20 protein-coding genes are annotated in these 21,473 nt (G+C 46.1%); 13 read left to right on the plus strand and 7 right to left on the minus strand.

Going from position 1 to position 21,473, the window contains the following annotated elements:
- Window positions 1–238: 238 nt before the first annotated feature.
- Window positions 239–739, plus strand: a complete 501-nt coding sequence (locus tag MZO40_RS04840; protein WP_105962065.1) for an NUDIX hydrolase — start codon at window positions 239–241, stop codon at window positions 737–739.
- Between the two features lie 512 nt (window positions 740–1,251).
- Here MZO40_RS04840 and MZO40_RS04845 read toward each other — a convergent pair.
- On the minus strand, window positions 1,252–1,752 hold the full coding sequence (locus MZO40_RS04845; RefSeq protein ID WP_050338370.1) for a hypothetical protein: 501 nt from the start codon (window positions 1,750–1,752) through the stop codon (window positions 1,252–1,254).
- A gap of 141 nt (window positions 1,753–1,893) precedes the next feature.
- Between MZO40_RS04845 and MZO40_RS04850 the strand changes: the two genes are divergently transcribed.
- From MZO40_RS04850 to pepF, 5 genes are all read left to right on the plus strand, one after another.
- Window positions 1,894–2,637, plus strand: a complete 744-nt coding sequence (locus tag MZO40_RS04850; protein WP_101873269.1) for an MBL fold metallo-hydrolase — start codon at window positions 1,894–1,896, stop codon at window positions 2,635–2,637.
- Window positions 2,638–3,141: 504 nt separating this feature from the next.
- Window positions 3,142–3,540: a transcriptional regulator SpxA gene (spxA, locus tag MZO40_RS04855; protein WP_050338372.1), complete on the plus strand. Its 399-nt coding sequence runs from the start codon at window positions 3,142–3,144 to the stop codon at window positions 3,538–3,540.
- 135 nt (window positions 3,541–3,675) lie between these two features.
- Window positions 3,676–4,407 (plus strand): adaptor protein MecA, encoded by a 732-nt coding sequence (locus MZO40_RS04860; protein WP_003639103.1) that lies wholly within the window; start codon window positions 3,676–3,678, stop codon window positions 4,405–4,407.
- A 333-nt stretch (window positions 4,408–4,740) separates the two neighbouring features.
- Window positions 4,741–5,832, plus strand: coding sequence for a competence protein CoiA (locus MZO40_RS04865; protein ID WP_122217805.1), 1,092 nt, complete (start codon window positions 4,741–4,743; stop codon window positions 5,830–5,832).
- A gap of 71 nt (window positions 5,833–5,903) precedes the next feature.
- Window positions 5,904–7,718 carry an oligoendopeptidase F gene (pepF, locus tag MZO40_RS04870; protein ID WP_105920323.1) on the plus strand — a complete coding sequence of 605 codons (1,815 nt, stop codon included), beginning with the start codon at window positions 5,904–5,906 and terminating at the stop codon, window positions 7,716–7,718.
- Between the two features lie 95 nt (window positions 7,719–7,813).
- Here the strand turns inward: pepF and MZO40_RS04875 are convergent, their stop codons facing one another.
- Complete coding sequence (locus MZO40_RS04875) at window positions 7,814–8,449, minus strand: DsbA family protein (RefSeq protein ID WP_101873274.1); 636 nt, start codon at window positions 8,447–8,449, stop codon at window positions 7,814–7,816.
- Between the two features lie 293 nt (window positions 8,450–8,742).
- On the opposite strand from MZO40_RS04875, the gene MZO40_RS04880 reads away from it, so the two are divergent.
- Genes MZO40_RS04880 through MZO40_RS04890 form a run of 3 tightly spaced genes read left to right on the plus strand, consistent with a single transcriptional unit; the run spans window position 8,743 to window position 11,104 of the window.
- A complete protein-coding gene (locus MZO40_RS04880) occupies window positions 8,743–9,405 on the plus strand; it encodes a GTP pyrophosphokinase family protein (protein WP_050338376.1) in 663 nt (220 codons plus the stop codon).
- On the plus strand, window positions 9,402–10,205 hold the full coding sequence (locus MZO40_RS04885; protein ID WP_105920324.1) for an NAD kinase: 804 nt from the start codon (window positions 9,402–9,404) through the stop codon (window positions 10,203–10,205). The genes MZO40_RS04880 and MZO40_RS04885 overlap by 4 nt, the downstream gene beginning before the upstream one ends.
- Window positions 10,202–11,104: an RluA family pseudouridine synthase gene (locus MZO40_RS04890; RefSeq protein WP_105920325.1), complete on the plus strand. Its 903-nt coding sequence runs from the start codon at window positions 10,202–10,204 to the stop codon at window positions 11,102–11,104. The genes MZO40_RS04885 and MZO40_RS04890 overlap by 4 nt, the downstream gene beginning before the upstream one ends.
- A 1,168-nt stretch (window positions 11,105–12,272) precedes the next feature.
- Here the strand turns inward: MZO40_RS04890 and MZO40_RS04895 are convergent.
- Window positions 12,273–12,911, minus strand: coding sequence for a copper homeostasis protein CutC (locus MZO40_RS04895; protein ID WP_050338378.1), 639 nt, complete (start codon window positions 12,909–12,911; stop codon window positions 12,273–12,275).
- A 12-nt stretch (window positions 12,912–12,923) separates the two neighbouring features.
- Entirely contained in the window at window positions 12,924–13,946 is a 1,023-nt protein-coding gene (locus MZO40_RS04900) for a lactonase family protein (RefSeq protein ID WP_105961394.1), read from the minus strand.
- Window positions 13,947–14,080: 134 nt separating this feature from the next.
- Between MZO40_RS04900 and MZO40_RS04905 the strand changes: the two genes are divergently transcribed.
- Together MZO40_RS04905 and MZO40_RS04910 are read left to right on the plus strand one after the other, a co-directional pair.
- Window positions 14,081–14,440, plus strand: a complete 360-nt coding sequence (locus MZO40_RS04905; protein ID WP_252133136.1) for a PTS glucitol/sorbitol transporter subunit IIA — start codon at window positions 14,081–14,083, stop codon at window positions 14,438–14,440.
- A 12-nt stretch (window positions 14,441–14,452) separates the two neighbouring features.
- On the plus strand, window positions 14,453–15,607 hold the full coding sequence (locus MZO40_RS04910) for an AI-2E family transporter (protein ID WP_105961395.1): 1,155 nt from the start codon (window positions 14,453–14,455) through the stop codon (window positions 15,605–15,607).
- A 142-nt stretch (window positions 15,608–15,749) separates the two neighbouring features.
- Here the strand turns inward: MZO40_RS04910 and rpsN are convergent, their stop codons facing one another.
- Window positions 15,750–16,019 (minus strand): 30S ribosomal protein S14, encoded by a 270-nt coding sequence (gene rpsN / locus MZO40_RS04915; protein ID WP_050338382.1) that lies wholly within the window; start codon window positions 16,017–16,019, stop codon window positions 15,750–15,752.
- 323 nt (window positions 16,020–16,342) lie between these two features.
- Between rpsN and MZO40_RS04920 the strand changes: the two genes are divergently transcribed.
- Window positions 16,343–17,197 (plus strand): methyltransferase domain-containing protein, encoded by an 855-nt coding sequence (locus MZO40_RS04920; protein ID WP_105961396.1) that lies wholly within the window; start codon window positions 16,343–16,345, stop codon window positions 17,195–17,197.
- Window positions 17,198–18,322: 1,125 nt separating this feature from the next.
- Here the strand turns inward: MZO40_RS04920 and brnQ are convergent.
- The gene (gene brnQ, locus MZO40_RS04925; protein ID WP_088771082.1) at window positions 18,323–19,663 is read right to left on the minus strand and encodes a branched-chain amino acid transport system II carrier protein; all 1,341 of its coding nucleotides are present in this window, start codon (window positions 19,661–19,663) and stop codon (window positions 18,323–18,325) included.
- A gap of 213 nt (window positions 19,664–19,876) precedes the next feature.
- The gene (locus tag MZO40_RS04930; protein ID WP_105961397.1) at window positions 19,877–20,524 is read right to left on the minus strand and encodes an NAD(P)-dependent oxidoreductase; all 648 of its coding nucleotides are present in this window, start codon (window positions 20,522–20,524) and stop codon (window positions 19,877–19,879) included.
- A gap of 178 nt (window positions 20,525–20,702) precedes the next feature.
- Between MZO40_RS04930 and MZO40_RS04935 the strand changes: the two genes are divergently transcribed.
- Window positions 20,703–21,215: a tRNA (cytidine(34)-2'-O)-methyltransferase gene (locus MZO40_RS04935; protein ID WP_050338386.1), complete on the plus strand. Its 513-nt coding sequence runs from the start codon at window positions 20,703–20,705 to the stop codon at window positions 21,213–21,215.
- Window positions 21,216–21,473 lie beyond the last annotated feature (258 nt).

Genomic DNA, 21,473 nt, shown 5'->3' on the forward strand with positions numbered 1-21,473 from the left:
ACTCGCTTTCAATTGGTTTTGGTCGACTTAATTGTAGCACAGGACGATATGTCCTTTTGTTGTACATAAAAATAGTGTTGATGGATATTATCTATCAACACTAAATATCATAGACCCTAAATAACTGACCATATTGATTTATGCTTTAGAGCTTATTTCCAATACAAAAAGAGTGTACTAAGCTTCTCGGCTTTTGAGGAAGTTTAGAGACATTTGGTTAAATATGAGGTAGAAAACAATGACTAAGAAATTTCATCGCGCTTTTGGTGTGTATGGCATTATCGGAAATGATGAAGGTTTGGTGGTAATTAAGAAAAACGGCGGGCCTTATATCAATAGATTTGACTTGCCAGGTGGTAGTCTAGAAGATGGGGAAGGGTTGCAGTCCGCCATTGTGAGAGAAATCAAGGAAGAGACAGGATTAGAGCCAGATAAATTGACACAGTTAGGAGTTACAAGTTTCAAATATCCGTGGTCTTATGAACGTTGGCGTTATAATCAACATATCTGTGTCTTCTATGAAGTTGTTAGTAGTACAGGTGATTTAAACTATTCTGTCTCCCAATTTATTGGTCAGGACTCTTTGGGTGCGGTCAGAATACCTTTAGAGAAACTTACAATTGAAAATTCGTCGCCGTTAGTATTGAAAGCAAAGGATTTTTTACAAAAGCAACGGATTTTTGATCCTATTGATTGGACTTATGATGAATGGAAAGTATTAAAAAGGTCAGTTTTTTGAGTCGTAATAAATCAGTTTTAATAAAATACAAAGGTTCTACAATAGCGTTTGGAGGAGAGGCGTATTCTAAATATCTCAAAAGCCGAGAAGTTTAGAATACGTTTTTTATTGAGCGTAAGCTGTCAAGAATAAAGCATGGAATCAGTGATTTGCAGCACACGTTATAACAGCCAGGACCTCATCTTGACCTAGATTTTGGCTTGAACCCATTACAATGGTAATAACCGTAAAATGAAACGTCCATATGGCCGAATAAATATCGTATAATGCAGTTGCACAGCAGCAGGCTAAATCGGTTAAACTTGATTTTAAAACAATCTGTGAGCCCCCTGATAGGCTAATAACGTATGATTCTGAGTCGAAGCATAATCATGTTAGTGCATTCTGGTCAATAATTATCATGTATTAGTGTTAAAAATTCGCTATGCAAGTGATCGCACATAATTGGCGATTTAAATAATTAGTCAAAAAAAGCCGCTGCACGCTAGCAACGACTTTTAGCCATAATTGAACTATGATTTTAATGAACGGACGAATGAATACCGGCTTTCATGGTAACCATAATCTGAGTTCATATATTTGGCGAAAGGTTTGAAGGATTCACTCCGTAACCAAACGGCATACTCAGAATCACTGTGCCAGTTTGTGACGATCACAAAAGCTGCGTCGTTCTTGGATTTACGAAGAATCCAAAAGTGCTTGAGGCCATCGGGTTTGTTGTAATCATGCCGGAAACTGCTGAATTTTGAATTGAAGACCTTTTGTTCCTCAACGGGTAGGTCGATGAAAATAAAGCTGGTCATTCCGTGCCAATCTGCAGTTCCTTTTGAAAGCAAGACATCATATGTGACTGGACTGGAGAAGACCGTTTCTTCACCAGTCAAATCGAGTAACATGTACCGGTCTTCAGTTGCATTAGCTTGCATCAGTAGCAAGTCGCGATCGGCGTTTTGTTGTTGGATCATGGTAAGAATTTTACGCGTCCCAAATGTTGCTGAAATCTTTCCACTCATCAATATCACTCCTTAGTTATTACACTTATTATTATACGTTTTTTTCAAAATAATTGAAAATATGTTAAGTTGTTAGTTTCATTTTTTCGTCAGCCTAGTTTAGAATAGGGTGGAAAGATAAAATTGAAGGGAAGAGTGAAGATGAAACTAACTGTGCTTGGTTACTATGGTGGGTATCCATATGATGGGGTTGGGACGAGTTCTTACTTGATCACAGCGGGAGACTACCATTTGCTGCTTGATTGTGGCTCGGGTGCGCTGAACGCCTTAGAGGAAGTTTTAGACCCCATACAACTGGATAGTGTGCTTTTGAGTCATTATCACCATGACCATACTGCTGATGTTGGGGTATTACAATATTACTGGCAGCTTCGTCAGGGAAAACGCCACGTCCCAGTGTTACCAATCTATGGGCATACTGCCGATCCGTTAAACTTTGGCGCTTTAACTTGGGCTGGGGCGACGGAAGGCCGTGCTTATGATCCATCGACGGTTAATGAGATTGGGCCATTTGACGTTAGTTTCCTGCCGACGAAGCATCCGGTCCCAGCTTATGCCGTTAAGTTAGTCGAACGCGCGACGGGTCAAACGCTAGTCTTTTCTGCGGATACCGCCTATTTACCTGATTTAGCCAGCTTTGCGCAGGGTGCACAGTTATTAATGACTGATACGAACTTTGACGCACAAAAAACGGGTAAAATCTGGCACATGACCTCCGCACAGTCGGGTGAAATTGCCAAACAGGCCCAGGTCAATCGATTATTATTGACGCACTTGCCGCAAGATGTGCCGTTTGAACAGTTACGTCAGGAAGCTCAGGCCGCAGCAGGTAGTGCCGTTAAAGTTGTGGTTGCTCAGAAGTTTCTGCAGCTGGATCTCGCGTGATGTTGGATATGACGTCGGGAGTAGGACTTAATTAAGTGTTTCAAGCAAATATTTTTAGAAGATGTACGGCGAGATAGCGCTGTACATCTTTTTGTTTCGGCTAATTGTTGTCGTCTAATAAGCTGTACTAGTTTGTAGGAGACTTGAAGACTATCGGACTTTAAGAATTGAATCTGTGGAGAAAGACGCAGTGTCTTAATCATAATGGCGGCTGCTGGAAGTATTCAGTTCACTTAAATGAATCATAAGCTGGCAAGTTCAGTTTTCTGTAAACTGATTATCGAAATTATAAGGTGAAAGTGAATTGTGTACGATATTGTTAATAACAAAATTTATAATAAAAGCGATTTATTTTAGTTATAATTGACATATCAACGTATTGTGTATATTAAAATATTGATTTTAAATGAACGAATTTTGTTAAGTCTATTCACAATTAAATATCGGTAGCGTATAATGAATTATGTTATATAAATTGATTAACGATGCCAAGGAGGACCCAGTATGGTTATTTTATATACCGCACCAAGTTGTACCTCATGTCGCAAAGCCAAGGCCTGGTTACAGACACACGACATTGATTTTCAAGAACACAATTTATTTACTGAACCAATTTCAATTGAGAATATCAAACGTATCTTACAATTGACAGAGTCGGGGACTGAGGAAATCATTTCAACGCGTTCGAAGGCCTTTCAACAGCTGAACATGGATATTAATGATTTATCGCTTAATGAATTATTTGATATGATTACTCATGATCCAAGCTTGCTCCGCCGGCCAATTATGTTGGACGAGAAACGGTTGCAAGTGGGCTATAATGAAGATGAAATTCGACGCTTCTTACCACGGAAAATTCGCACTTTAGAACTATTGCGAGCACAACAGTTAGCAAATATGTGACGATAATTGGCTAGTTAGCTTAACTAATTGGCCAATTTTTGTATTTTCAGATAGATTACTTTACAATAAAGGAAAATAAGTTAGAATTGTGATAGTGATTATGTCCCTTGACACTTAGAAAGGGGTGGATCTGTAATGGAGATGGAACGCATCAACGAAGATACGATTCGCGTCGTTATTGGAAATGATGATCTCAATGAGCGCGGGATACGCGTGTTGGATTTACTAGGGAATCATAAGCAAATTGAAAGTTTCTTTTATAGCATCTTGGAGGAAGTTGATGTTGATCATCAATTTCAAGACAACGATGCGGTGACTTTTCAAGTACTACCGAACCGCAATGGCCTAGAATTATTTATTAGTAAAAATAGTGATAATTTACAAGATACGATTGCCAAAGCGACCCAGTCGCCTAATCAGTCGGATGATGGTGATTCACAAGATGACGTCTCGGATTACTTGAAACGCAAACTAATGCAGACCGATACAAATCGAGTGGAAGATGGACAAGGTGTTAGTCATAATCCGACTAAGGATACCAACGATTTAGATCCATATATCGATGATCCTGATACGCCAACTAAAGAATACGTGTTGAAATTTGACCAGTTTGAAGATTTGGTCTCGTTGGCACAGTTATTCCGGCCAGAAGGTTTGGCTTCCAACTTGTTTAAGTATCGTGATCAATACTATCTAGAATTGGTTTTCTTCGTGGACCAATCTTCAACTGCAACCATCAAAGATGATGTTGCAGTTGCCTTAGAATATGCCCACTTAGCGAATATCTCAGCTGACGTGTTGCTTGAACATGGTGAAAAAATCATGTCAAACGCCGCACTTGAAACGATTCGCCACTATTTTCATTAAGCTTAAACAGTCTTGATTTGACAAGTGATTGCCAGATTGGGGCTTTTTTTGTGCCGTTGAATCGACGACAACAACTGAGTATTCCCTGGTGTGACAATTGGAATACGCATTTTCATTGACGTGCGTCACTGCAGTCAATTGAAGCCGATAAGGGGGTAACTTTTTGAACATGTTGAATCGAGACGACGTCGTTTCCGATATGGTGCTAGTTATTCAGGGCTTCCCGAAAAGGATGGGTAATCGCGTGCTGGTGCCATTGGTGGCAGATTTCAAAAATTTCACGGAACTTCAAGTTCTTTGCGTATTTATTTCTTGAAAGGGGGGCGGCTGACAATGCTAATTGCACAAGACCCGCATCATCAGTTGGTCAATGCGAGTCAAGCTGGTCGGCAGATTCCATATATTTGCCCAGGGTGCCAAGGCCCCGTTCGGCTCAAACGGGGAAGCGTGATGACGGCGCACTTTGCCCATTTTCAAGGCAGCGACTGTCAGGTGTTCTCTGAGGGCGAAACGCACGAGCACGTGACTGGCAAGCAGCAATTAGCTGCCTGGTTCGCTGCTAGCGGCTATTCAGTCCAACTTGAAGCGGGTTTAACGGCGTTGCATCAGCGACCAGATTTGTTGGTGCAGACGGATGTAACACCACCGCTGGCTATTGAATTTCAGTGCTCACCCTTATCCGTGACGCGGTTGGCAGCCCGTACGCAGGGCTATTGGCGACATGGCTATCAAGTGCTCTGGATTCTCGGCCAACCCTATCAGCGCAAGTTACGGTCGACCAGCAAAGCTTTGAAATTTCTGCAATATCACCCGCACTGGGGCGTTCATCTCTTATTCTGGCAAGTGGAAACCGCCAGTTTACAATTGATTCACCATATTCTTACGCTGGATGCTGAACCCTTGACATATCAGCGCTGGTCACTGAAATCAGCCCGTCAACCGGTGGCAGCATTTCAGCAGTTCCAACCGATTGTCAGTAATCCAACACCACCGGAAGAACATCTCGAGCATTATCATCGGCAGTTACTACTGGCCAGATTACGGCATCAGCATGCTTTTGATGACTTGCAGCGGTATTGCTATCAACGCGGCGGAACAATTGCGCAACTGCCAGACTGGACGATTCCCAGGGTGCCGGAACTACCATTGCTGACGGTACCGTATTTGGTGTGGTACGGTCATGTTTTTGGTCAATTACGGCAGGAGCCGACCGTTATCACTCATGAACGACTTCAGGCGTTATTATGGACGGAATTACTGCCATTACTGGCGCGGCAAGCCTGTTTGCGTGATCAAGGTACTTTGCATCGGCAGTTGCTTTTAGCCGTCACGACTCGTCTGGATCAACAGCACGTGATTCAGCGACGTAGGCGCGATTGGACCTTGAATCAGGCAGCACTTAAGTGGGAACGGCCTAAATTTTAGAACACAATCTGCGGCGACCGGTCCAAACTGTGGTAATCTAGTGCTATATTGAATTAATTGGAGGTTTTCGCATGGTAGCAACCAAACAATTGCCGACCCGTTCAGCCGTTCCTGAAGAACTGACTTGGGATCTGACCCCAATCTACGCCACTCAGGCTGCGTATGAAGCGGATGTCGCGCAGGTTAAAGCCGCACTGACAGCTGTGACGGCATTGAAAGAACATTTTACGGACTCCGCTGATACCGTATTAGCAGGGATTCAGGCCGTCCTGGATGTTTATCGACGGCTTGAAAAGGTCGCCGTGTACGCAAGTTTGAAGAGTGACCAGGACACCGGCAACAGCACCAACGCCGCACTTGACGATCAGGCTAGCAGTTTAACGGCCAAGGTATCCGCCGCCACTGCCTGGTTTGAACCGGCAATTTTGCAATTAACACCGGATGAACTTGATACTTATTTGGATCAAAACGTCGCATTACGTGATTACCGGCACTTACTCGATACTGTCCGGCTCCAGAAGGGGCACGTTTTATCAGAAAACGAAGAGTCATTACTTGCTGGTGCCAGTGATATTTTTGGCGCGTCAGCGAAGACCTTTGGCGTCTTGAACAATGCTGACTTCAAGTTTCCAACAGTCAAGGATGATGACGGTAACCCAGTGACCCTTTCGCAGGGGTTATATGGCGTGTTGTTAGAATCAGTGCATCCAGCCGTTCGTCGCGAAGCGTTTGAAGCGTTATACCGGGTTTATAGCCAGTTTCGGCGGACCCTTGCTTCAACCCTAGCGAGTCAAGTAAAGGTGCATAACTTTGTCGCTCAGGCGCATCACTATCCGGATGCGCGGGCAGCGGCGTTAGCAGCCAACCAGATTCCAACGTCAGTTTATGACGCGCTAGTGACATCGGTTGATGACCATCTGGACTTATTACATCGTTACGTGGCCCTCCGTAAACGGCTGCTGGGGGTAGACCAATTGCATATGTATGATATGTATACACCATTGGCTGAGAAGCCTGCCATCAAATATACTTATCAGCAAGCCCAGACCACGGCATTACAGGCGTTAAAGATTTTAGGCCCAGATTACATCAAACACGTCAAGACGGCCTTTGGTTCACGGTGGATCGATGTGGTTGAAAATCAAGGTAAGCGGAGTGGGGCATATTCATCAGGCATGTATGATACGGCGCCATATATGCTCTTAAATTGGCAAGACAATATCGATAACTTGTACACGCTCGTCCACGAGATGGGACATAGCATGCACTCATACTTCACGACCCATAATCAGCCTTATCAGTATGGTGACTATTCGATCTTTGTGGCTGAAATTGCATCGACGACCAACGAAAACTTGCTGACTAATTATTTCTTGGAGACTGAAAAGGACCCTAAGATGCGGGCGTATGTTTTGAATTACTATCTCGACGGCTTCAAGGGGACGGTCTTCCGTCAAACGCAATTTGCTGAATTCGAACAATGGATTCATGAACAAGACCAAGCAGGGCAAGCTTTGACCGCTGACCGGCTATCGAAATACTACTTGCAACTCAATCAACGCTACTACGGTGACGCGGTGGTCAGTGATCCGCAGATTGCGGATGAATGGTCCCGAATTCCGCATTTCTACTACAACTATTACGTCTACCAGTATGCGACTGGTTTCGCGGCGGCTTCGACATTGGCTGAACGGATCAGTAGTAAGCAACCAGACGCAGTTACGGATTATCTGGGGTATCTGAAGGCGGGGTCTTCGGCGTTCCCAATCGATGTGATGCATCGTGCGGGTGTCGATATGACTAAGCCGGATTACTTGGATGCTGCATTCAAAGTGTTTGCTGAACGCTTGGATGAATTTGAACAATTGGTGACTGCTGCCCAATAGGAATTAGTGGTGACAACGTCAAAAAGCACCTGGCGAAAATGATCGTCAGGTGCTTTTTGACTGGTTGTCCAGTTGAATAATTGCAATTACTGAAATTATAAAACGTGTAGTTGTGCACTGGAAAGGTTGGCACAACTTGTATTTGTGGTCCGGTTGGCTTCTTGGAATGGATCCAGATTGCCGTTGACGAGGTCAAAGAGTGTCTCGTAATTAAAATGCTCGAGTAAGACCCCATAATCATATTGATCGCAGTCGAAAACGACCGCGGATGAGGCTTCGGTAATGTTCATTTCGGATGCGAGTCGTTGATCGGCGTGGAAGGCCTGCTTAGCCAGTTCACTATTCCGATCTTCCATAAACATGTCCAAATCAATTCGACAGTCAGTTGCGACGGTTTTGACAAGCTCCTCCGAATAATGTTGCCCGGCTTTGAGCATTGCAGATTGGAGCGCAATTAAAAAGTTACGCCCACGTTTTTTGCCTTGGAACAGGGCCGCTTTGTAGTCCAAAATAACCCGATACAAAGTCTGTGATTGTTGATTCTGGGCATGCCAGTCAGTCGTCTTAATGCCTTGGGACTTCAAAGCCCGTTGAATCACACTGATATTAAGTAACGGTACGAATTGAAATTGGATTTGTTTGTCTGAGTCATTTGCCAACCGTAACACGTTCTGTTCGTCGCGTACGCATTGGTTTGCCAACGGATTTACAAATAAATACACTTCTAACACGTCATAATTCCTCCACTTTCTCTATTCGCGTCATAGTGCAGAATACCAATCAAACGTGGTATTTGCAAGTTTTTAATTTCATGAATTTTTTAATGTTAAGTTCAACTCGTTATTTAGATTAAACCTTCACCAGTTATCATGCACCGATTTGATAAATTCGTAAAGTATTTTGTTTCCTCAATGGCAGTTTGGCGAGAATCGTAAGCTTAGTGTTCATTCTCGAGAACGTTAACTTTCTATTCCGCCAAATTATGGTAAAATTTTAGGGTATGGATTGAAACGGAGGTGCCCCGATGGAAGATTGGAATCATTTTTTACTGCCTTATCAACAAGCCGTTGATGAGTTGAAAGTTAAATTACGGGGAATGCGGAAACAATTTCGCGATTTAAATCAGCACGAACCGATTGAATTTGTAACGGGGCGAGTCAAGCCCGTCGATAGTATCAAAGAAAAAATGACCCGGCGTAAGGTTCAAGAAGACCGGCTGGAACAAGATATGCAGGATATTGCTGGCTTAAGAATCATGTGCCAGTTCGTAGAAGATATTTACCAAGTCGTCGATTTATTGCGTAAACGGACCGACATGACGATTCTGGAAGAACGGGACTATATCAGCAATGAAAAGCCGTCTGGTTACCGCTCATACCACATCGTCATCGAATATCCGGTTCAAATGGTCGGTGGTGAGAAAAAAATCCTCGCTGAAATCCAAGTCCGGACGTTAGCCATGAATTTTTGGGCGACCATCGAACATTCACTTAACTATAAATATCAAGGGGACTTTCCCGAAAATTTGAGTCAACGATTGCAACGCGCTGCCGAAGCGGCCTTCAGTCTTGATAAAGAAATGTCAGAAATTCGCGAGGAAATCCAGGAAGCTCAGAGCTTGTTTTCATACGGCAAAGGGCCAGGTAATGATGAACCTGACAGTACAAAGGAAGATCAAAATTCATGAAAGTAACTATTTTTGCAAATGAGAGCGAGAAGTCCACGGCAGTCGCCAGTGAACTGCATACGAAATTACTCGCTGCCGGGTTTGAAATTGACGATGCCCATCCTGATATCGTACTCTCGGTTGGGGGTGATGGGACCCTCTTATCAGCGTTCCATCACTACAGCCACATGGTTGACCAAGTCAGGTTCGTCGGTGTGCATACTGGACACCTGGGCTTTTACACTGACTGGCGCGACTATGAGATTGACCAACTGATTACTGGACTACTAGAGGATAATGGCCAGAGTGTCACTTATCCGTTGCTAGCAGTGGACATTACTTATGCGGACAACCAGATGGCTGATCATTACTTAGCGTTGAACGAATCCACACTCAAAAAGCTGGGGAGTACGATGGTGGCGGATGTCTACATTCAGGATGAATTGTTTGAACGTTTCAGGGGCGATGGCCTCTGTGTCTCGACACCAACGGGCTCCACGGCCTATAACAAATCGGTCGGTGGTGCGGTCATTCATCCACGATTGGACGCGCTCCAGATGGCGGAAATCGCGTCGATCAACAACCGCGTGTTCCGGACACTGGGCTCACCAGTCATCGTGGCACCGTATGAAACGATTACGATTCGGCCGCAACAAAAATCACATTTTGTCTTTACGGCCGACCAGTTGGATACCCAACCACGTCCGATCGAAGAAATTCGCTATTCGATTGCGAATCGGCGCATCGCTTTTGCGCAGCACCGGCACAATCGCTTCTGGAAACGGGTCGGGACGTCCTTCATTGGGTTGGACGAACAATGAGGTTTACTTGGATCAATCACGCGCCTGAGCCGATGAAGGTCAAGACGCTGCTCTCCCAACACGGGGTCACGCGGAGTTTGCTGAAAAAAGTGAAGTTTCACGGTGGTGCGATTCTTGTCGATGATCAACCGGTACTTGCGATTCATATGTTGACTGGTGGTGAGACCGTCACGATGGTTACCCCGGCAGAAGTCGGTAACGACCACCTCGGCGTCTCCAATTTGCCAATTGATATTTTGTATGAAGATCGCGACTATTTAATCGTCAACAAGCCCGCTGGCGTGGCTTCAGTGCCAGCCCACGCGTTGCCAGATAATACGCTTGCCAACCGTGTAAAAGGGTACTATCGCGCGGCTGGTTATGATAACGAGGTCGTTCACATTACGACTCGCTTGGACCGCGACACCAGTGGCATCGTGCTATTCGCTAAGCACCATTTTGCCCACTCAATCATCGATCATCAGTTAAAGGCGCATGCGATGCGCAAGATGTATTTAGCCGTGGTCAGTGGTGATTTGCCGGATGAGCATGGCTGGTTAGACGCGCCAATTGGACGGGCGCCGGATTCGTTTATCAAACGAACCACGCGCCCCGATGGCAAGCCGTCTTTAACCGAGTACTGGGTCGTCAAACGACTACGTAACATGACTGTCGTCCGGGTGCGTTTACACACTGGGCGTACCCATCAGATTCGCGTTCACTTTGCCGCTAGCGGTCATCCGTTGGTGGGAGATGCGCTCTATGGCGGTCCACGTGATCCCTGGCTCAACCGGCAGGCCCTACACTGCATGCAATTGACGTTTGATGATCCATTTATTGAACAGTCACTGACCACGTTTGCACCGCTACCGGCCGACATTGTGCAACTAATTGCGAATAATCAGCGCGCAAATTCCTGAGTGTTGCGGGTCGTATTGATGCTTAATATGGTGCGTTGTGCGAGTTATTATTTAGCATGAAAGATGATTAAAACGTGCCAATTGTTTGGCTTACTGTTCGTCAGTGATGATCGTCCGATTCCGACTTCCAGGGCTGGCTGACAACGCTGGAACAGGGCGGACATCGATTTGAACTCACGCAGAAAAACACTGCGCAATTTCAAATACGAGTCTTCTTCTAGCCCGGGAAATTCACCCGGACAAGAAGAATTTCGCCCTTGAGCATTGTCAGCCAGCCCTTCCAGTCGGGAAGCCGCTCGAATGGCGGATGAACGGCCACCTATCTGGGCGCAATTGACCACTGAATTTTAGGTGAATGGTCTTTCAGGTAAACTTTTAGGCGATGTTGATGCTGCTTTATGACATTTAATTACGGGGAGATTATTGAATATGATTCACTAAATTCAACGAACGCTAACCTTGAATTTAGTCGATACAATTATCCTCGCTTAGAATTCAAGACTTTGCTAATTCAGAAAACTAGAGAAATTTCTGAGAAATTCTGTGAAGTTGCTGATTCGAAATGAGTAAGGAAGTTTAGCGATTGTTAGAACCCAGTCTGACAGTTGAAGATCAAGATTCCCGCGTACTAAGGAATCACCGACTAATTCAATGAAAAGTTGGGCCACACATGTCTGCCTTCCAATTATTGTCCAGGCTGGAAGGTATTCTGGGCAAGGATCAGTGATTTCAGCCTGTGAGGTCCAGACGGGTTGGGACTGAGGATTAGCCTAGCTAGAGTGTTAAGCGGTGTATTTCCGCTTGGCGTTCTGGCGTAGCTAACCGGAAGTCCCAGTCTGGCTTGAACATGTTTCGGCAATATCGCGGGCAACGTGAAAGACCAGTATTTAAGACGTGGGTTGTCGGCTTAAATCTGTGTTGTCCACCACGTTCCGGCCATTGCTCGGAATGCCTGGAAGCCGGACTAGGAAGCATCCACCACAGCAAGTTTACGGTAACTTGCACTGTTTCCAGCGGTCTTTAGCTGGCTGCATTTGAACTCAGAAAATAGCACGTTTTAATTATGATTCATGACAAATTAACTGCCACAAGACGTATTTAACTGAATATAACCAAAAAAGGCGCCACTCATCAGAAGATGAGTAGCGCCTTTAGTGTGTGTTAAATGCTAATACTTAATGATTTTAGTGCCGTGGGCCTGGTTAACGCCGAGTGTCGACGTGATGTGGTCAACGTTGTCGGCTGTGATCCCGCCACCGGGGAGAATCTGAATACGACCAGCCGCCTGAGTCACCGTCACTTGGAGCTGTGGCAGACAGTCCTCAATCGATTGGGTCAACGGGCCACCGTGCGTGAGAATGCGATCAACATCGTGATCAACTAACCAGTCAATCGCTGCGGCTTGCTGAGCAACTGGAATTTCATCAAACGCCATGTGGAAGGTGATGGACATACCACCGGCTGCGCCAATCAAGAGTTCCAAGGCTTCGACATCTAGTTGATTATCAGCGGTCAATGCACCGAATGCCACGCCGTCCACGCCCAATGATTGCGCTTGTAGCAGGTCGGCCTCCATTATTTTAAGTTCAGTGTCATTGTAGACAAAGTTGCCACCACGCGGCCGAATCATCGCAACTAATGGGACGTGATGCTCGCTGGTATATTTAGTGGCTTCAGCCATGACACCACGACTAACGGTCGTCCCGCCAACGGCTAAATTGTCGTTGAGTTCGATGCGATTGGCACCCGCGGCGATGGCAGCCGGAATGTTGGTATAGTTTTCAACACAGACTTCTTTTAATAACATGGGATTCATCCTTTACTTAAATAGCACGCAAACGCCTTCTGGGACGCTAACATCCTTTTGTAATAGACTCAGTTTACCACTGGTGAGGTCACGTGCATATAAAGTGGCATTGTCGGTATTTTGGTTAACGACAACGACGAAGGCTTCAGTTGGGTCTAGATCAAAATCGCGTGGGAAATCGCCTTCCGTACTGATCTGTTGGATAAGGCTGAGACTACCATCCGCCGCAACCGCGAAGACGGCCAGCGTGTTGTATCCCCGGTTGGAAACGTATAGGAAATGCCCATCGTGACTCATCCGAATGGCAGCGGCACCATTGTGAGCGGTATAGTCGGCTGGAATCGTTTTGACGATGCCGAGTTGAGTGAAGGCCCCCGTTTTTGCGTCGTAGGACAAAGTGGCCACTTGGCTAGAGAGTTCACCGGCTAAAAAGGCGTATTGACCGTCTGGGCTGAAGACTAAGTGCCGCGGACCAAAGCCTGCGGGCATCGTCAAGACCGATTGTTCAGTCAATGTACCGGCATCGCTGACGTTGTAAACGTAAACCTTGTCACTACCCAGATCAATGACGGCGAGGCGATTGTCTGGCGTTAAATCAGTGTAGTGAATGTGTGAGCCATCCTGTTCAGGACGCGGACCGCTACCACTGTGTTGAACGGTGTCGGTCAAGGTGAGGGCGCCGTCAGCGGCAATCTTCATCACTTCCGCAGTTCCTTTATGGTAGTTGGCACTGTAGACGAGTTGGCGTGCTTCATCAACCGCAACGTATGCAGGTGGCGTTCCGGGCGCCACGACCGTATTTAGTTTGTGAGCCGTTTGACCATCTAATTGCCAGGCTGCGACACCACCTTCGTCATCTTCCTTGTCAACACTGTAAAGGCGTTGTTTGGCTGAGAGTGCCAAATAGGTCGGATTCGAAGCCGAAGCTAACAGACCGTCATTCGTTAGCGTCTTGGCAGTTGTGTCGAGGGTGCCTTGATAGATGCCCTGGCTTGCCTTTTTCGTATAAGTTCCAAATAAAATTTGTTCTTGCATTGTGCAACAGACCTCCTCAATAGATAGTTTTAGTATAGCATAGATAATCAAGGTGTAAGCGATGACAAATTGGCGTCAGCGATTGGGACTATGCTACAATTAAAGCAATCATTAAAAACGATGGGGGTCTTGATATGACAGTAACTGCAACAGTTCAATCGATTGGCGACAATGCCATCGATCCGAAAGAACCAATTTTAGTGCTTTTTGACGAAACGGCGACGGCGCCGTTGCAACAAATTGCGGTCGTCCAACAATTCGAAGAGCCCGTAACGCAGCTCTCACTGGTTGTCGGTAGCACCATTACCATCGATCAACAGACTTATACTGTTGAATACGCGGGTGGGTTAGTCGAAGCCAATTTAACTTCGATTGGTCATGCGACGCTCTACTTCAAGTCGGTACCAGAAAAGCCGATGGATAACGGCCTCTATTTGACACCACACCAATTACCGAAGATTAAAGTTGGTAGTGTCATCACATATCAATCGTAGGGAGGGGATTAATTGAAACCTGACCCACAAAAGCGGCGGTGGTCGCCGCGTCGAACGATTCAAATTTTGGTGATTATCCTACTCGTGCTTCTGATTTTCTTTATGGGCAAACAAGTGGATTGGTTGTTAACGCCGGTGCGTCAATTCTTCAGTATCGTCGGGTTACCGATTATTCTGGCGGGGGTGCTCTACTATTTATTGAATCCGCTAGTCGATCGGTTGGAAAAACGGCATCATGTACGCCGGACTTGGACGATTATTGGATTGTTTGTCGTGGTTACTGCGCTGATCGTGTTGGGAATCATCGCAATCATCCCGACGATTCGTGACCAAACGGTGTCGATTATTAATGACTGGCCGACCTATTGGAAAAACGCCAGCACCGAGGTCAATCGCTGGATCAATGACCCACAACTGAGTGGGGTTCGCGAGCAACTCGAAAGTTGGAATACTGATTTAAGTAAGTTGGTCAGTGGCCGTTTCTCTAAATATCTCACGGGTACGGTCACCTCGTTGACGGGGGTCTTTAGCACCGTCACAACGGTGATTATCGGCCTGATTACGATGCCGTTTATTTTGTTCTATCTACTCCGCGATGGGCATCAATTGCCAAAGTACATGGCAAAGTTCGTACCAACGAAGGCTCGTCAAGGCTTTTTAGATGTCTTGACCGAAATCAACTCACAAGTTAGTAACTATATTCGTGGCCAGTTGACGGTTGCCTTCTTTGTCGCTGTGATGTTTGCGGTCGGTTATAGCATTATCGGGCTCAAATTTGCGTTGACACTGGGAATCGCTGCCGGTGTTTTGAACTTGATTCCGTATTTGGGGTCATTCCTCGCCATGGTGCCATCCGTCGTGATTGCGCTAGTGACCTCGCCCTGGATGCTCGTACAAGTCTTGATCGTTTTTGTGATTGAACAAACGATTGAAGGCCGCTTCATTTCACCATTAGTCTTAGGTAGCAGTTTGGATATCCATCCCATCACGATTTTGGTGGTTCTGCTGGCCGCTGGAAAAATCTTTGGCTTGATGGGCGTTATCTTTGGGATTCCGGGATACGCAATCCTGAAAGTTTTATGGACCCACTTATTCGGCTGGTATCGGCGCTCGTCCGGCCTATATGAGCCAGAGCCATCAGCTTCAGCGGATAAGACTGAAAAATAGGTTGTGGCTGTGATTGATTGGCCAGTGGTCTTAAATGGATAAAATAAAGGTTCCAGAGAAGTGTCGTCATTTCTCCGGAACCTTTTATTTAGTCTGTGACAAAGCCGTTCAGTCGACCGTCATAATGGCACGGTCTTGCACTTTACCAGCTTGCTTTTTTAACGCCAGGAATCTGGCCGGCGTGGGCCAAACGGCGGAAGTTTAACCGCGACATGCCAAATTTACGAAGGTAGGCGTGGGGCCGACCATCGAGCATGTCACGCCGATGGATCCGAACGGGGGATGCATTGCGCGGTAACTTAGCTAACTCAGCGTAATTACCTTCAGCTTTCAATGCTTGTCGACGTTCGGCGTATTTTGCCACCGTTGCTTCGATCTTCTTTTCTTTTGCAATTTTGGATTTCTTTGCCATCTGAATAAGTCTCCTTTATGTCATAAATGTATGTCATGCAGTCGCAAATTCATTTAGCCAAGTTCAATCAGCCTTTAGAACAGTCATTAAGATACCACATCTAAATCGTAAGGACTACTATTTTGTCCGTCACAATATGGTATGATGGACGCACGGACTTTCAGAGGAAGCGTGCAATATCCGTTGTGGTGGGATTCACGCCGCAGATTGAGAAAGTAAAATCGATGGTCGGATGTCCATCTTCAGTCGGTGAATTACCGCTGTGATCACAGACATCGTCAGACGACACGAGTAATAAAAATAACCAAGGTAAGGTGAGACCTGTGAAAAAAATTGACCGTGGTATTCAGTTTGTACAACAAAATATCAGCCGTTTTCGGTGCTTGGTTTGTAACCAAGCCTATGAGACGATTGAAGGCCACAGTTTACGTTGTCCGAATGGGCATCAAGTGGATTTCTCGAAGAAGGGCACGTTGTACTTTTTAACGCACCAAGTCGCTAGTGAATACGATGCGTCAATGTTGGCAGCGCGGCGGCGTGTCTTACAAGCTGGATTCTTTGGACCAATCGTTCAAGCAATCAATGCGGCGTTGCCTGAGACGCCCCAGCGAATATTAGATATTGGGAGCGGTGAAGGGACACCTTTAGCTGACCTATTAAACTTACATGCCAATCCACAAGACGTCGGAATTGGCTTTGATATCAGTAAGGATGGCGTGAATTTGGCGACGCAATTAACCACGCCGGCCTATTACTGCGTGGCGGATCTGGCGCAATTGCCATTTACGGATGCGGCCTTTACCGCCATCATGGACGTGTTCTCACCATCTGCGTATCAAGAGTTCGAGCGGGTCTTAGCACCGGGTGGGCAACTACTAAAAATTGTTCCAAATCCAGAATACTTAGTCGAGTTACGTCACTTATTATTCAAACCGACTGATCGGCAGTATCAATATGATAATCAACGAGTATTGGACTTGTTTGCACAACACTACCCAACCGCGACACGGCAACAGATTCGCTACCAAGTGACCTTAGATGACATCGACTTCAATGACTTATTGGTCATGACGCCGTTACACTGGGGCGCGGATGCTGAACAGCTCGCAACCGCGAAACAGCAGGGTTTAACCAGTATCACCGTCGATGTCAGTTTACTGACGATGCAAAAAGGTTAGCACGTGCGCTTGCATGATTGGTACACCGGTGTTAAGATAACCTTTGAGAAATCGTTTGGTAGTTAACATCGACATGTCGTTGGTGACTACCGAGTTGTACTTCATTAACGTAGCGTTTCGCCGTGCCCACACCGAAATACTACGTTTTTTTGTGTCCATTTTTAGGTATTATCGATGAGGATGTATTTATGATTAAATCATGCCAGTTTAGATTCCTGTTCGTCAGCCGAGGCGCGCCTTAGTCCGACTTCCGGGGCCGGCTGACAACGCTGGAACAGGGCGGACATCGATTTGAACTCACGCAGAGAACCACTGCGCAATTTCAAATACGAGTCTTCTTCTAGCCCGGGAACCCCACCCGGACAAGAAGAATTTCGCCCTTGAGCATTGTCCGCCAGCCCCTCCAGTCGGGAACCCGCTCGAATGGCGGATGAACGGCCACCTATCTGGGTACAATTGACCACTGAATATTAAGTGACTGGTCCTTCAAGCAAACTTTTAATTGGCCTCAATAATGCTTTATCACACTTAATTACTGAAAAAATCAGTTAAATTTTATTCGCAAAATTCAACGGACATTAGTCTTGAATTTAGTCGATAAAATTACCTTCGTTTATAATTTGAGACTTTGCTATCATTAGAAACTAGTCTTACAGTTGGATGTCAAATAGCTGTTTACTATGAGTCAACGACTAGCTCCTCAAAGGTTGGGTCCGCACATATCCGCCTTTCGAATGTGATCCCTGGCTGGAAGGCGTTTCTGATAATGCTCAGTGGTGAAATTCCACTTAGCAAGCGTTTTTTGCTTGGTTAGTGGAAGGCCAGTATTTAAGACGTGGGTTGTCGGCTTAAATCTGTGTCCACCACGTTCCAGCGTTGTCAGAAATGCCTGTAGGCCGGCTAGGACGAACATGTGCTGCAAGTTTACTGCAACTCGCACTGTTTCCAGCGGGTCTCAGCTGGCTGCTTTTGAGCTTGAAAATGGGCATGATTTAATCATCAGCAATGCTAGATAAGAACGATCATATTGCGTGAGTAACGATAAGAAAGCAGACCAATGTCGCAATCAATTTCACGATTGCGACATTGGTCTGCTTATTTGTTGTTTCAATGTATTAAGGTCGCTCAGGAGCGAACGGTCGTGCGATGGCTCAGTAGCAAGCCAAGGATAAACCCGATTAGTGCTGGTACGCTCCAGCCTAAGCCGAGGTTGGCGAGTGGTAGCCAGCTATTTAGTTTGATTAATGCCTGTAGCCAAGCGGCGTGTAACCAGGCAGCGGGCATCGCGTTAATACCGGCTAAGATTGCTGGAATCATTGTCCAAGCAGTCGTCATTGCGTATAACCACTTGGATTGGCCTAGCCAGGGTGCCAGGACGGCTAGTAAAATCAAGACGATTGCTAATGGGTACAATAACATTAAGATGGGTGTCGAGTAGCGAATCATTTCTGTAAGACCGACGTTTGCTAGAATTGCTGGAATCAGGCAAGCAATCGTAATCAGCCAGTGATAAGAAATTTTCGGAAACATCCCGTGTAATGTGTCGCCAAAAGCTGTTGTTAAGCCAATCGAGGTCTTTAAACAGGCAATGATCACGATTAGTGCCAGTAATAGGTTACCAAACGACCCAAAATAGGCGTTGGCAATCTGCGCGAGCGTGATGCCACCATTGGCCGCGTGGCTGAAACGTCCGAGGCTCATTGTGCCCATGATTGCGAGCAGACCGTAAATGACGGCCATCAGGCTCATGCTGATTAAGCCGGCTTTGATTGTGTCCGTGGCGATTTGGCCCGGTTCAGTCACGCCTAAATCACGAATCGCATCAATCACAACGATCCCAAAGGCAAGTGACGCGAGGGCGTCCATCGTGTTGTACCCTTCAGTAAAGCCCGTCAATAATGGGTGGTTGGCGTAAGCGCCACTAGCGGCGACGTTTAATGACCCCAACGGCTTGACGATTGCCACGACCATTAGTAGTCCTAGCAGAATCAAAAAGGCTGGTGTCAGCCATTTGCCAACATAGGTCATGATTTTGCCAGGATTGCGAGCCAGCAACCATGTCACGATGAAAAAGGCTAGTGAGAAGCCCAGCAACACGATTGGCTGTACATTAGTTGACAAAAACGGCGCCAGTCCGATTTGGAAGGCCGTCGTGGCAAGCCGGGGCATCGCAAATAGGGGTCCTAATGTGAAATAGAGTAGCACGGTAAACCCATAAGCATACGGTCGGCTGACGTTGGACGCAAGGTCGAACACCCCTTGACTGCGTGTCAGCCCCATACCAATGACCCCGAGGAGTGGTAATCCAATTCCAGTAATCAACAGACCAATGATGGCTAACCCAACGTGATGACCCGCTTGTTGTCCCAGATAAATGGGAAAGATTAGATTGCCGGCACCAAAGAACAAGCCGAATAGCATGGTTCCGATGAAGCCTAAATTGCGCCCTGATAAACGGTTCTGCATGAAATCCCCACTTTCAAATTAGCATGGCAATAGTTTAGCATGCTTTGCTGAAAAATTAATTAAAGACCAGTGAGGGACGGGGGGTACCCGACAGAGACGAAAATAGTCGTTACAACCCGCGCAAATTGATGTGCAGCTGTAACGACTACCAGTTATATCTGATTTAATTTTGCTGTAATAAGCGGTCCATTTCAGAATAGCGCCAAATCAAGCTTACTGATTGGCGACCGTGAAACGTTCTTGATGGTGTTGTGGTTGCTCAATCTCATCGAGCACGGCGACTGCCATCGTGCCACTGTTGGTGGTTGAATCTCCATTGGCATCCGTTAGCAAGGTATCGTGACCATATTGGATGGCCGTAGCGGGTCCAGGAGTAAAGTTAGCGGCGGGTGAGATGCCGACCCAGTCCACGTTGGTAACGGTCCGCAAGAAATTCAATTCTGCTAACTGATTTTGAGGAATGGCGACGAATGAGGCGTTGGCCGGGTCACTTTCGATATCATGAACGAAGAGGTGAGCGTCGTCACCGGTCGTCAAACTACCCGCCCCGAGAATGAAGACCAGCCGCGGTTGTTGACGTTCACGCAGCTGACTCACTAATTTGGTGGCAAGGTCTACGTGTAAATAGGCTTTGTCAGGGCTAGTTGCCATGGCGTCAACCACAACGTCGACTGTTTGCAGTTCTGGGAGGGTCAAACTGAAGGCGTCCTTTGCGCGAGTCTCTAAGTGCGCATTAGCGGGTAAGTTCGCCAACTTTTCTTCAGAACGACCGATGGCAATCACATCATGGCCGCGTTCAAGTGCCAACTTGGTAATCGCAGAACCAGCCATCCCAGTGGCACCGATAATCATAATTTTCATTATTTTAAATTCCTCCTTTTAACATGGTACGCCGATTAGTATAGCGAAGATTAGTTAAGAAGGCGAACAATGAGTACTAACCGCAAAATTCGCGGTCAGCGCTGAGACATGGTATGATTAATGAGATTGCGAGACGCCAACCTCGCACAGAGACTAAATTTGAACGAGGAAGATTATTTTGACAAACCATATTGCATTATTTGAACCTTTGATGCCTGCTAATACGGGCAATATTGCGCGGACGTGTGCGGGAACGGATACGGCTTTACACTTGATTGAACCCTTAGGCTTTAAAATCGATGACAAGCATTTAAAGCGGGCTGGCTTAGATTATTGGGACAGTGTTGATATTACTTATCATGCGGATTTGCAGGACTTCTTAGCCAGCATTCCGGATCTGGCACAACTCTACCTGGTGTCTAAATTCGCGGAACATGACTATACCGATGTCGACTATCACGACACGAGTAAGGATCATTACTTCCTATTTGGGAAGGAAACGACTGGATTACCGGAACCATTCATGCGGAAATATCCTGAAAAGGCGATTCGAATTCCACAAGATGATTCACATATTCGCGCGCTGAACCTTTCGAATTCAGCAGCCATTGTGATTTATGAAGCGTTGCGGCAACAAAACTTTCCTAATCTGGAACGGTCGCACCATTATGAAAACGACAAATTAAAGTAACCACCAACGTGCGCTAGCGGTAATCGTTAGGGTGCGTTTTTTCGCGTTATTGCGGCCGGCTTCGTCAGGTGAAATTGTCAATAGCCAGATGCAGACGTCGCGCCAGAATCTAAACTGAGCGAGCCGTTTAAATGCCACGATCGAGTTGGTACCGTGTTTGTATCACTAAAATCGTCCGACAACTCGTGCTTAACCAGTGTTGCAAGTGAACAAGTCGTTAGCTGATTTCGCCATTTTTTGATGAGGACGGGGGAACTT

Origin of the sequence: Lactiplantibacillus sp. B652 (genome assembly GCF_023806745.1) — a bacterium.
GTDB lineage: Bacteria > Bacillota > Bacilli > Lactobacillales > Lactobacillaceae > Lactiplantibacillus > Lactiplantibacillus pentosus.